This is a genomic window from Desulfosarcina widdelii, from assembly GCF_009688965.1.
Classification (GTDB): domain Bacteria; phylum Desulfobacterota; class Desulfobacteria; order Desulfobacterales; family Desulfosarcinaceae; genus Desulfosarcina; species Desulfosarcina widdelii.
Genome location: NZ_AP021875.1, coordinates 4305249 through 4316885 on the forward strand (window position 1 = coordinate 4305249; position 11637 = coordinate 4316885).

The following is an 11637-nucleotide window of genomic DNA, read 5'->3' on the forward strand; positions in this document are numbered from 1 at the left end:
GTACGCAACCAGACTTGAAGTCATCTTTCACCACCCGATTCCGGACGAGGCTACGATGCAACCCCCTCCGGCAGGCAAACGCTCCGAACTGGCGCTCTCCTTTAAAGTTCTGATCCCCGCGGCGCTGATGTTCCTCCTTTTTATCTATTTTTCCTATTTTGTCGTTCTTCCTCTGGTGGAAAACAAAATGATGGAGCAGAGACGGCAAATGTTGCGCAGCATGGGCAACGCAGTCTGGCACCTGCTGGACAGTTATCGCCAGAAGGCCGACAGCGGAGAGATGACGGCCGATTCAGCCCGATCCATGGCCCTGTCGACGGTGAAAACCTTTCGCTTCGGAGCCGAAGGAAATGATTATTGTTGGATCAGCGATCTTGAAACCGTCGTGCTCATGCATCCTTACCAGCCGGATTGGGTCGGTCGGCGGTTGGCGGAACATCCCGATGCATCGACAAGCCGTGCGTTTACCAAGTCAATCGATCTCGTCAAGGCGTCCGGCGAGGGCTTTATCGACTACCAATGGCAATGGCCGGACGATCCATCACGGATCGGGCCCAAGCTGTCGTATGTAAAGGGCTACGAACCATGGGGATGGATGCTGGGAACCGGGCTCTATGTGGATGATGTGCACGCCGAGGTTTCTTTTTTAACCCGGCAGCTCTTTGCGCTTCTGCTGGCTGTGCTGATCGTCTCCACGGTATTCTGCTTATACGTCTATCAACAGGCATCGGCCATTGATCGTCAGCGTCAGCGGGCGGAAGGCATCAATCGGGTGCTTATCCAAATTTCAAACGCGACCAATACCACCTTCGATCTCGACGCCCTGTACCGCTCCATTCATCTTTCCTTGGGGGAAATCATCGATGTCTCCAACTTTTTTATCGCCCTGTACGATCGAAAAACGGATGCGATCTCCTTCCCCTATTATCGCGATGAAGTGGATAAAATCTATCCGATGATCGGAAACATCCACCGCTCAGGTTCCCTGACGGCCAAGGTCATCCGGACGGCAGAAACCGTTTTATCTAGCCGGGAAGGGATTCTCGAATGGGCCGCCAGCCAGGGAGAACCGCCGGTGGGAACCCCGGCGGCCCTGTGGCTCGGCGTACCGCTGAAAATAAAAAACGAAGTGATCGGCGTCATGGTCACCCAAAGCTACACCGACCCCCATCATTTCGATGAAACCGATGTCGGTGTGTTCGTCTCCGTTTCCGACCAGGTGGCCATGGCCATTGAACGCAAAACCTATGAAATGCAGTTGAAAGAAGCGCGCGATGCTTTGGAGGCTCGCGTTCGCAGGCGGACCAATGCCCTGGTGAAAATCAACCTTCGCTTGGAAAACGAAATTCGCAAACAGGAACAGACCGAAAACATCCTTCGGGAGAGTGAAGCGCGCTTGCTTCAGTCCGAACGTCTGGCGGCCACCGGACAACTGGCCGCTTCCATTGCCCACGAAATCAATTCACCCCTCCAGGGGGTGACATCCCTGCTGAACGTCATGCGGCGGGAATTTGGTGGGGACAATCAACTGGCAGAGAATCTGGAGTTGATCCAGGGAGCGTTTACGAGCATCAGCAAAACCGTCCGGAACCTTCTGGACTTGAACCGGCCGGGCAAGGAGAAAAACCAGCCGATGCATATCCATGAGGTGATCGCCCAGACTGCGGCGCTGGTAAAGGGATACCTCAAGGATAACGACGTCCGGCTCGAGCTGGATCTGCCATCCGATCTGCCGGTGATTATGGGTTCGCCGCAGGAGTTGAGCCAGGTTTTCATGAACCTGATCACCAACAGCGTGGAGTCGTTGAACGCGGATCCGACCTATGCGGATCGCCGAATTACCATCAGGGCACTGACGAGCGGCAGCCAGGTGGTGGTCCAATTCACGGATACCGGCATCGGCATCAGCGCCGAAGATATGTCCCGCGTCTTCGATGCCTTTTTTACCAGCAAAAAGACCATGGGCATGGGCGTCGGTCTGTCCATCTGCCACCGCATCATCGAAGGACACAACGGAACGATCGAGGTGCGCAACCGCCCGGATCGGGGGGCGGCGTTTACCATTCGATTGCCGGCGAACAGCCTCTCAACTTAACTCAAGGGGATCCTATATGCATTTCGGTGCCATGAATTTTCCGGTTACGCCCGTATTGCAGGAGATCGAAGTCTTCGCCCGTTTGGGTTTCGATTATCTTGAACTGGCCATGGATCCGCCCATGGCCCACCACAGCACCATTTCAGCCAACCGGGCGGCCATCGTGAAATCCCTGCAGGACAACAAAATGGGCCTGGTCTGCCACCTGCCTACCTTCGTTTCGACGGCCGATCTCACGGAAAGCATCCGGCAGGCGTCCATTACGGAAATGCGCCGCTCCATGGAGGTGGCCGCCGACCTGGAAGCCCGAAAGATCGTTCTGCACCCCTCCATGGCCCGCGGCATGGGCGCCTTTGTTCTGGATACGGTGCACGGCTACGCCATGGATTTTTTATCGGAAATGGTCAGCCTGGCCGAAACGCTGGATCTGACCTTGTGTTTGGAAAACATGTTTCCTTTCAACGGGATCGGGGTGGAGCTGGACGATTTCGAAAAATGGCTGCAGCGGTTTCCCGGCCTGATGCTGACCCTGGATACCGGCCACGCCAACATTGACGACCGGCGCGGGAAACGGCTGAAAGGATTTTTGGATCGTTTCGGCCGCCGCATCGGTCATTTTCATCTCAGCGACAACCGGGGCAAACGGGACGACCACCTGGCCGTGGGGCAGGGCACCGTCAAATTCGCGGTACTGGTGGACCGGATAAAAGCGCTGGGCTACGACGACACGATCACCCTGGAAGTGTTCGATGCCGACCGGAGGATGCTGGTTAAAAGCCGCGAGCGAATCGAAGCATTGCTGACGACTCCGTAAGAAGCCCGATATCGGCGTTACGCGTATCCCTCGTCAGTGCGGAGTACGTTCAGGTACGCCTCCTTCCTCAGGATTCGCAAGCCTTGATCTCGGGCTTCTTACGGAGTCGTCTGAAAAGCAGGGGGATCGGTAAAATTCGGTTGGAAGGTTTATCCGCTGCCTTGCTCCGGTTTGAGAATGCCGCTCAGCAGCAGCTCGCACACCATTTTCCCCAGGGTCTCCACCTGCCGTTCAGTGGCGGCCAGACGGGTCAGGTAGCCGCCGGAGATCAACTGGGCCAGGCCATGGATGCCGGACCAGGTAGCCACCGCCAGCTCCATGGTGTCGCGATCCCTGAAAACGCCGGATTCCTTGCCGCTGTCGATGATGGTTTCCACCAGTTGAAAGGCGGCCCAGGAAGCCGCCTTGAGAGACCGCGGTGCGGTTTTCATATTGATGACTCCACCGAACAGCAGGTGGGCCATGCGGGGCTGCCTGACTCCGAAAAGAATGTATTGCACGGAGGCGGCTACAAACTGCTCATGCGGATTTTTTGCATGGCAGCCGGCGGCAGCGGTGGCATCGGCGGTAAGCTGCTCGAATCCTTTCTGGGCGATCGCCGCAATCAAATCGGCTTTATCCCGGAAATGCCTGTAGGGCGCCGTATGGCTGACTCCGGCGGCCCGGGCCACCTCGCGCAGGCTCAATCCGTCCAGCCCTTTTTCTTCAATCATTTTCGTCCCTGCCCGGATCAACGATCGGCGAAGGTCTCCGTGATGGTAGGGGCGTTGTTTGTTGGCAGGCACTTGTCCTCCGGATAGGCACAGCAGCTTTTATACGGGATCGTTGCGCAACAGGATCTTCAGGATGCGCTGCAGGTAGTCCGACGCCTTTTCCCGTGGAAACCGGCAGGCACCGGCGCCGGGGTGTCCTCCGCCTTCGAAGGCGGAAAGCATTTTGCCCACGTTTACCTTGCACCCGCGATTCAAAATGGAATGCCCCACCTTGATGCTGGCCAGGCGATCTTTGTCATGGAGAATCTTAACGTTCACCGTGCAATCGGGGAACAGCGAGTAGACCAGAAAGCGGTTGCCGTTGGGTGCCGGTTCGAGATCCCGAAAATCGGTTACGGAAACATGTTCGACCATCGTGGTATGGGCCAACAGGGCTTTTTCATAGACGCTGTTTTCCGCCACCACCTGCCGGCAGCGCGATTTGACCATCCCGTCTTCCATGATCCGGTCCATGGGTTGGGTTCGCAGCAGGCTCACCAGGCGATCCCAATAAAGCGCTTCCGAAGGTTCGCGGTTGGAAATGGTCATCGAAAGAAGAACGTAGGGATATTTCTCCGGACGCAGGATTTCGTCCACGGTAAGATCGGCCGAGTCGATGCGGTCGGTCTGGCGAATCAATTCTGCATAGTCCCGATTCAGGCGGTCCCGGTAGTAGTCATAGACAACTCCGGCCGCCGAAGGTGCGATTTTAAAAGCCCCTTTTACCGGCCCCTCCGGCTGGTTGGAATAATGGTGATCGAACCACAGGGAGCAAATTTGGTGATAGGGCAGGTTGGCGATCACGTCGCCCTCTTGGATCTCAACCCGCCGGTGCTGCATATCGCTGGGCTGGACCCATAAAATCGAAGCATCGATCTGAAGTGCATCCATCAGAAGGGCGGCACAGACCACGCCGTCAAAATCGGGTCGGGTTACCACTCTCATCCTGTTGGTTCCTCTTGCAGTCGCTCGATTTCCATGCGCATCTCCCTTTCCTGAAAAACGGGCGCATGCTTTAGCAGAATCGAAAGCCGTTTGCGTGCGCTGCGTTCACATGTATCAGCAATTCCACGGGATCGCAATAGTCCGCCTCGACGCACCCGACTCCCGAGGGATCTTTTCCCAATGGAATTTACGCTTGAAGTTTGCCTGAATTCGTGAAATCAAAAACAGTTTATTCGATGCATCGGATAGCGTTTCCCACCGCCGCTTCCGGCTGCAGTCCGGTTGCCGGACGGAGGATCGGTGTCGAAAGGAGGTGTGGCCCGGACATGGCTGAAGTCCAATTGGCGAACCTGGTTAAAATGGAATCCCCACAAGCGGTTTGGGCCGAGGCATCCTATATCCTCGACCGCTTCTTTGGCCAAATCGACCCTTCGGGCATTCGCTCCGCATTCGGCGAGACCGTCTCGCTTTACTGTGGAAAATGGTGTGAGATGCGGGCCTGCAGCACCGATTACCACGACCTGAAGCATGTCACGGACTGCTTTCTGGCCATGATCCGGCTGCTCCATGGTGCGACGGAAACAGGAATCGGGTTTTCTCCACGCCAGGTTTACCAGGGGCTGATCGCCGCCCTGCTGCACGATACGGGATACCTTCAGTCCAGGGAAGACAGGGAGGGCAGCGGCGCCAAGTACACCGCCTGCCACGTCAAACGGAGCATGGACTTCATCCGCCGGCATCGCACGGTGTTCGGCTTGCAGGCTGGCGAAGTCGAAGCCTGCACGGCCATGGTTCGCTGTACGGATATCACCTGCGACCCTGACTCGCTGACCTTTGCCGACAAAAACACCGAGTGGATCGCCAAAATGCTGGCAACCGCTGATATCATGGCACAGATGGCCGACCGCACCTATCTGGAAAAACTGCTTTTTCTCTTCCACGAACTGGACGAGGCCCGCATCCACCTGTTTGACGGCGAAGTCGAGCTGCTGGTCCAGTCCCGGGATTTTTACGCCCGGATGGCGGACCGTTTCGAAAACCAGCTCTCATCCGTCAACCGCTTCATGATTCACCATTTCAAAACCCGATGGGAAATCGATGCCGATCTTTACCAAAAGGCCATGGACAACCAGCAGGCCTATTTGGCCGACATTCTCAAAAGGGCCGAGGATGACCCCAGAAAATGGCTGCGGCGTCAACGGATCGTGGAAAGGGTGCGGTCGAAATACGATTGAAGGGTGGTTGCCTGAACCCGACGGGCTCTCATTTCTGCACTGGCGAGCAATGACCGGCCCGGCGGCCTTTACTGGAACCGCGTTTGCGGGCAGGCAGATTGGTCAGAAAAACCGCGGCCAGGACCAGCGCGCCACCACCGGCCTGGATGGGGGTGAGTCTTTCGTCCAGCAGCACCCATGCACCAATGGCGGTTACCACCGGAATGCCATTGACAAACACGGCTGCTTTCGAAGCCGGCACCTGGGAGAGGGCGAAATTGTAGCATAAAAAGGCCCCCACCGTGGCAAACACGGTCAGGTAACCGACGGCCAGTGCGGATTTCAGGGTGATGGCCGTCCATTCGATGGAAGGCAGTTCCCATAGAAAAAACAGGCTGTAAAAAGCTGCGCCGTAAACGATTTGAACAAACGTGATTTCAAGAGACGAATAGCTGCGCCCCAGATCGCGGGCAAAAACCATGTACAGGGCTGCCGAAACCACGGCGCCGCCAATCAGCAAATCCCCCAGCAGCGAACCTTCGAGGGTCAACCCGAACTCCGGATCTCCGACCACCAGCAGCGCGATCCCGCAAAAAGAGAGTCCGATGCCGATGGCAACGATGCGATTGGTGCGTTCGCCGAGCATCACCGCACTCAACAGAAGCACGACCAGGGGAACGGTGGCGATGATCAGCGCTGTCTTGGGAGCGGTCGTGTACTGGAGACCGATGGTTTCGAAAATGAAATACAGCCCTGGCTCGAACAGGGCCAGCAGTGCCATTTTCAGGCGATCTCTGCCATGAAAGGCCGGCCATTTGCGGCCCTGCCGGATAACCAGAAAAAACAGGGCCGCCAGCGAAAAACGGATGAAGACCAGCGTGAACGTAGGCACGCTTTCAAGCGCTACCTTTGTGGCCACAAAGGAGAGGCCCCAGAAAACCATGGTGGCCACCAGGGCGGCGTAGGTTTTCATCGGATCAGACCACTCCCTCGGGCATGGGGGCGATAGCCTCGCCGCCCAGGCAATAACCGCCGTCCAAGCGCACGACGCTGCCCGTCATGAAGGGGGCTTCGTCCAGAAGAAATCGCACCGCCCGGACAACGTCGTCCACCCGTCCGATTCGGCCGACAAGGGTGTGATCTACAATGGCCTGGCGCTGTTTTTCGGTCAGCAGCCCCCACCCCCGTGTATGCATGCCGTGGCGGGTTTCGACCACCCCGATCATCAGTTCGTTGACCCGCACCTTCGGAGCGCCCAATCGGGCCCAGGTTTCCGTGAGCAGAGAGATGCCGCGGTTCGCGGTCGCATAGCCTTCGTTGAACAGGTAGCTGGCCGGGCCGCTGCGGCCGACGATGCCGGCAATGGACGAAAGGTTGACCACGGCGCCGTCTCCGGATGCCTTGAGATGGGGTAGGGCGGCTTCGAACACCCATTGCTTGGCCCGCAGTGTGGTGGCCATCTCCAGGTCCCATTGCTCTCGTGTATAAGCGCCATGGACCACCGGCCATCCTCCCCGTTCGATGTTGTTGATCAGGATGTCCAGCCGTCCGAATCGGTCTATGACCTTTTCCACCAGCCGTAAAATGGCATCGGTATCCAGCAGGTCAATGCGTTCGATCCAATGTTCCGTACCGGTAGCGGCGAAATCGCCCTGCATGGCCGCAAGGCTTTCCGGCCAGTCATGCCAGGTGGCCGCAACCCGGATGCCGCGGGAGAGCAGGTCCAGGCCGATGGCCTTGCCGATGCCTTTGATGCCCCCGAGCACCAGGGCGGTTTTGTCGCGGGTTGTCATCGGCGCTCCTTTTTTCCGGGATGCTCCCCTCTCGACGGGCTGACTTCGAACACCTTTTGCCGGACCCAGTCCATGGCGAAGCGGAGCAATTCGACATCGTCGGAAAAATCCCGTTCCGGAAAACTGGCTACAGGCATATCGGCAGCCGCCTCGTCGATTTGGCCGCGGAAGGAATCCAGGTCATAAAGGGCTGTGTAAACGAGCTTTTCTTCGGATGGGGGCAGAACTCCCGGGCGAAAACGGTTTTTCTGTCCGATCAGTTCCAGCATGCGGTCGTTCATGCGGTTGTGAGCGGCAATCTGCTGGTCGTCCACCCACTGGTCGACGGTGGTGGACCGCCCCGTCTCGAAGCCCTTGCAGTGCGGCTCTCGAATCAAGGCCCAGTGTTCGGTCAGCGCTCCCGTTTTCCGGTCGCGGGAGACGCCCCGGGCCAGTGGATAGGTCCGGCAGGAGGCCGGCCGGGCCGGGTAAACACGACATCCTTCCGGCGTGACAAAGGGGCAGGCCAGATCCTGTGCGTCGCCGAAACGCAGGCTGACCAACGGCAGACCGGTTCCGGGGCCGGCGCTGGCCCGGGTATGGGTTTTCAGAAAATCGGTGGACGTCATCTTCAGATACTGCTTGAGGCACAGAACGTCATAGGGCGTCAGGACCTGGTTAAGATCCCGGCAGCAGGCGTTGAAACAAGGAACCTGCGGCGAACAGGAAAAACGAAAAGTCTGATGCTTTTCCAGCTTTGAAATGACGTTTTGCATGATCTGGCTCCTGCAAATTCGGGTTCCGATACGGATGGGGCAGTGGTAGCACGTTGGGCGGGCATGTCAACCGTAACCTGGACCCGGCTTTTGAATCCGCGAAAAAAGTAAAATTTTCCCGGTTCGCGTCCCGGAGAAGGCTGGAAAAATCCCACCATATATTGTGCCGAAAAAACAGGGGTCAACCATATATGGACCCATGTCCCGATCAAGATAAAGTACTGCATCTTATGGTATTTTATGCTGCTGAAATTTCTTGACAATGGATATGCTGGATGATATTGATCTTACCTTGTGTTAGACAATAACTATCTTCCCGAATTTATACAATATTCCAATAGAACGAGCCAATGCCACAGTGCATTGAAGGCATCTCTGCAATACGTGTTTGAAATTACAGGGTATGGGTGTTTTTAGGATTAACGCAGTGTAACCGTCCGGGGCGAAACCCCCCGGACACTGAATCCATGGAAGGGAGGTGCAAGAAACAGGAGGTTGACCCTAGTTTCGGAAGTCAGTTGAGTGAATCTTTTTAACCAACCGTAGGAGGTATATTAAATGCCAAGTTTTGTAATTCAGGAAAAATGTGACGGCTGCAAGGGTGGCGACAAAACCGCTTGCATGTACATTTGTCCCAATGACCTGATGGTGCTGGATCCCAACGCCATGAAAGCCTACAACCAGGAACCGGATCAGTGCTGGGAGTGCTTTTCCTGCGTAAAAATCTGCCCCACCCAGGCCATCGAAGTACGCGGCTACGCCGACTTTGTACCGCTGGGAAGCTCCATCATGCCCATGATGGGTACCGAAGACGTCATGTGGACCTGTAAATTCAGAAATGGACTCATCAAGCGCTTCAAGTTCCCCATCCGGACCACCCCCGAAGGCCAGGCCAATGCCTACGCCGACCTCAAGGGCAAGGATCTCGAAAGCGGTCTGCTCTCCACCGAAGAAGCGGACGGCTACACCATTCCGACCCCGAAGATGTAATTCGGCACCACCTTTTCAGTTGATTTAACTTTAAGCAATCGAATTTCTACAGGAGGATAAAATATGGCATTACCGAATAAACCTGTGGGTGAACTCAAGGCCGTGCGGGATCCTGAAGTTGACGAGCGCGAAGTTGATGTCCTCATCGTTGGCGGTGGTATGGCTGCCTGCGGTACCGCATTCGAAGTTAAAAAATGGCTCAAAGACGACCAGACCGTACTGCTGTGCGACAAGGCCGCCATGGAGCGTTCCGGCGCCGTTGCCCAGGGTCTGTCCGCCATCAACACCTTTGTGGGCGACAACCCCAAAGAAGATTACGTGCGCATGGTCCGCAACGACCTGATGGGCCTGGTCCGCGAAGACTTGATCTTCGACCTGGGCTGCCATGTCGACGACTCCGTCTACCTGTTTGAAGAATGGGGACTTCCCGTCTGGAAAAAGAGCGAGGACGGAAAGAACATGGACGGTAAAAAAGGTCAGGCCATGGGTACCCTGAAATCCGGTGCTCAGCCGGTTCGTACCGGTAAATGGCAGATCATGATCAACGGCGAGTCCTACAAACGTATCGTCGCCGAAGCCGCCAAACTGGCTCTGGGCGAAGACAACATTATCGAGCGCTGCTTTATCGTCGAACTGCTCCTGGACGCCACTGTGCCGAATCAGATTGCCGGCGCCGTTGGTTTCTCCGTCCGCGAGAACAAAGTCTATATCATCAAATGCAAAACCATGATGGTTGCCTGCGGCGGCGCGGTGAACATCTACCAGCCCCGTTCGGTCGGTGAAGGTAAAGGCCGCGCCTGGTATCCGGTATGGAACGCCGGCTCCACCTACACCATGGCCATGAAGGTCGGTGCCGAGCTCACCATGATGGAAAACCGTTTCACCCCGGCCCGTTTTAAAGACGGTTACGGCCCGGTCGGCGCATGGTTCCTGCTGTTCAAGGCCAAAACCCTCAACGGTCTGGGCGAAGCATTTGCCGGCAGCGACGCCGCCAAGGCTGAACTGGAAAAATACGCTCCCTACGGCACCGCCGCCATTACGCCGACCTGTCTGCGTAACCACCTGATGCTGTTCGAGATGAAAGAAGGCCGCGGTCCGATCCTGATGGACACTGTTACCGCATTGGCCGAACTCGGCGCCACCATGGACAAGAAAGAACTCAAGCACCTCGAGTCCGAAGCTTGGGAAGACTTCCTGGATATGACCTGTGGCCAGGCCAACCTGTGGTGTGCTCAGGACTGCGAACCCGAGAAGAAAAACTCCGAAGTTATGCCCACCGAGCCTTACCTGCTGGGCTCCCACTCCGGATGCTGCGGTCTGTGGACCTCCGGCCCCGATTACGACTGGGTCCCGGATGCCTACAAGATCAAAGCCCGCAACGGCAAGGTCTACAAACAGATGACCACGGTCGAGGGTCTGTTCACCGCCGGCGACGGCGTGGGCGGCTCCGGTCACAAGTTCTCCTCCGGTTCCCATGCCGAGGGTCGTATCGCTGCCAAGCAGATGGTGCGTTACGCAACGGACTTCGCCGATTTCACCCCGACCCTGAAACAGTCCAAGGAAGAGCTGGTCGACCTGGTTTACAAGCCGGTCCGTACCTTCCTGGATCATTGCGACTACACCACCGCCATCGACGTCAACCCCAACTACATGAAACCCAACGGGATGATGTACCGCCTGATGAAGGCCACCCATGAGTACGGTGCTGGAACCGCCACCTTCTATCAGACCACCAGCAAGTGCCTGGAAATCGTCATGGATCTGCTTGCCACCATGCGCGAAGACTGCGAAAAGCTGGCTGCCGGCGATCTGCACGAACTGATGAGATGCTGGGAAATCGAACACCGCATCTGGACGGTGGAATCTCACCTGCGTCACATCCAGTTCCGTAAAGAAACCCGCTACCCGGGCTTCTACTATCAGTCCGACTATCCGGGACAGGATGACGAAAACTGGTTCTGCTTCGTCAACTCCAAGTACGATCCGGAAAAGAAGGAGTGGGATATCTTCAAGAAAGATTACATCAAGATTATCCCGGACTAATGGAATGTCGACGGTTGTTCTAGTCGAATAGCACTACACCTCCAGGTGCCTTTATGGCACCTGGAGGTTTTTATTAATGAATCCGTACAGTTTGTGTTCGGGTAGTACCCATCTGGGACAGTACCGAGCCTTGGGGCGTACTGAAACTAGAAGGTCTATTTTATTGGAGCGTGAAACCGGCACCTGGAGGCTGGCATGTTCCGGCACCGCGGTTTCCAGCTCCCCGTTTCCAGTTT

Annotated in this window: 10 protein-coding genes; 5 read left to right on the plus strand and 5 right to left on the minus strand. The window is 56.5% G+C overall.

The annotated features are described in order from the left end of the window. The first annotated feature begins 55 nt into the window (after nt 1-55). Together GN111_RS19825 and GN111_RS19830 are read left to right on the plus strand one after the other, a co-directional pair. Nucleotides 56-2095 carry a cache domain-containing protein gene (locus tag GN111_RS19825; protein WP_155305412.1) on the plus strand — a complete coding sequence of 680 codons (2040 nt, stop codon included), beginning with the start codon at nt 56-58 and terminating at the stop codon, nt 2093-2095. Between the two features lie 16 nt (nt 2096-2111). Next, nucleotides 2112-2909, plus strand: coding sequence for a sugar phosphate isomerase/epimerase family protein (locus GN111_RS19830; RefSeq protein ID WP_155305413.1), 798 nt, complete (start codon nt 2112-2114; stop codon nt 2907-2909). 149 nt (nt 2910-3058) lie between these two features. On the opposite strand, the gene GN111_RS19835 is transcribed toward GN111_RS19830, so the two are convergent. Both GN111_RS19835 and GN111_RS19840 read right to left on the minus strand, forming a co-directional pair. Beyond that, the gene (locus tag GN111_RS19835; RefSeq protein WP_269433790.1) at nt 3059-3694 is read right to left on the minus strand and encodes a TetR/AcrR family transcriptional regulator; all 636 of its coding nucleotides are present in this window, start codon (nt 3692-3694) and stop codon (nt 3059-3061) included. Between the two features lie 27 nt (nt 3695-3721). After that, nucleotides 3722-4606, minus strand: coding sequence for an exopolyphosphatase (locus GN111_RS19840; RefSeq protein ID WP_155305415.1), 885 nt, complete (start codon nt 4604-4606; stop codon nt 3722-3724). A gap of 326 nt (nt 4607-4932) precedes the next feature. Between GN111_RS19840 and GN111_RS19845 the strand changes: the two genes are divergently transcribed. Further along, on the plus strand, nt 4933-5841 hold the full coding sequence (locus tag GN111_RS19845; RefSeq protein WP_155305416.1) for a hypothetical protein: 909 nt from the start codon (nt 4933-4935) through the stop codon (nt 5839-5841). Between the two features lie 28 nt (nt 5842-5869). Here the strand turns inward: GN111_RS19845 and GN111_RS19850 are convergent, their stop codons facing one another. From GN111_RS19850 to GN111_RS19860, 3 genes are read right to left on the minus strand one after another with little or no spacing between them, the layout of a single operon-like run. Further along, a complete protein-coding gene (locus GN111_RS19850; RefSeq protein WP_155305417.1) occupies nt 5870-6793 on the minus strand; it encodes a DMT family transporter in 924 nt (307 codons plus the stop codon). 4 nt (nt 6794-6797) lie between these two features. After that, nucleotides 6798-7613: an SDR family NAD(P)-dependent oxidoreductase gene (locus tag GN111_RS19855; protein ID WP_155305418.1), complete on the minus strand. Its 816-nt coding sequence runs from the start codon at nt 7611-7613 to the stop codon at nt 6798-6800. Beyond that, nucleotides 7610-8368 carry a YkgJ family cysteine cluster protein gene (locus tag GN111_RS19860; protein ID WP_155305419.1) on the minus strand — a complete coding sequence of 253 codons (759 nt, stop codon included), beginning with the start codon at nt 8366-8368 and terminating at the stop codon, nt 7610-7612. Before GN111_RS19860 ends, GN111_RS19855 begins: the two co-directional genes overlap by 4 nt. Nucleotides 8369-8926: 558 nt before the next feature. On the opposite strand from GN111_RS19860, the gene aprB reads away from it, so the two are divergent. Together aprB and aprA are read left to right on the plus strand one after the other, a co-directional pair. After that, nucleotides 8927-9358, plus strand: a complete 432-nt coding sequence (aprB, locus tag GN111_RS19865) for an adenylyl-sulfate reductase subunit beta (RefSeq protein ID WP_155305420.1) — start codon at nt 8927-8929, stop codon at nt 9356-9358. 63 nt (nt 9359-9421) lie between these two features. Beyond that, entirely contained in the window at nt 9422-11401 is a 1980-nt protein-coding gene (aprA, locus tag GN111_RS19870; protein ID WP_155305421.1) for an adenylyl-sulfate reductase subunit alpha, read from the plus strand. The last annotated feature ends 236 nt before the right edge of the window (nt 11402-11637 follow it).

Excerpts from the sequence above, each read along its gene's own strand:
- GN111_RS19825 (WP_155305412.1), top strand. The coding sequence starts at position 56 with ATGCAACCCCCTCCGGCAGGCAAACGCTCCGAACTGGCGCTCTCCTTT.
- GN111_RS19855 (WP_155305418.1), bottom strand. The coding sequence starts at position 7,613 with ATGACAACCCGCGACAAAACCGCCCTGGTGCTCGGGGGCATCAAAGGC.
- GN111_RS19860 (WP_155305419.1), bottom strand. The coding sequence starts at position 8,368 with ATGCAAAACGTCATTTCAAAGCTGGAAAAGCATCAGACTTTTCGTTTT.
- GN111_RS19850 (WP_155305417.1), bottom strand. The coding sequence starts at position 6,793 with ATGAAAACCTACGCCGCCCTGGTGGCCACCATGGTTTTCTGGGGCCTC.
- GN111_RS19840 (WP_155305415.1), bottom strand. The coding sequence starts at position 4,606 with ATGAGAGTGGTAACCCGACCCGATTTTGACGGCGTGGTCTGTGCCGCC.
- GN111_RS19830 (WP_155305413.1), top strand. The coding sequence starts at position 2,112 with ATGCATTTCGGTGCCATGAATTTTCCGGTTACGCCCGTATTGCAGGAG.
- aprA (WP_155305421.1), top strand. The coding sequence starts at position 9,422 with ATGGCATTACCGAATAAACCTGTGGGTGAACTCAAGGCCGTGCGGGAT.
- GN111_RS19845 (WP_155305416.1), top strand. The coding sequence starts at position 4,933 with ATGGCTGAAGTCCAATTGGCGAACCTGGTTAAAATGGAATCCCCACAA.
- aprB (WP_155305420.1), top strand. The coding sequence starts at position 8,927 with ATGCCAAGTTTTGTAATTCAGGAAAAATGTGACGGCTGCAAGGGTGGC.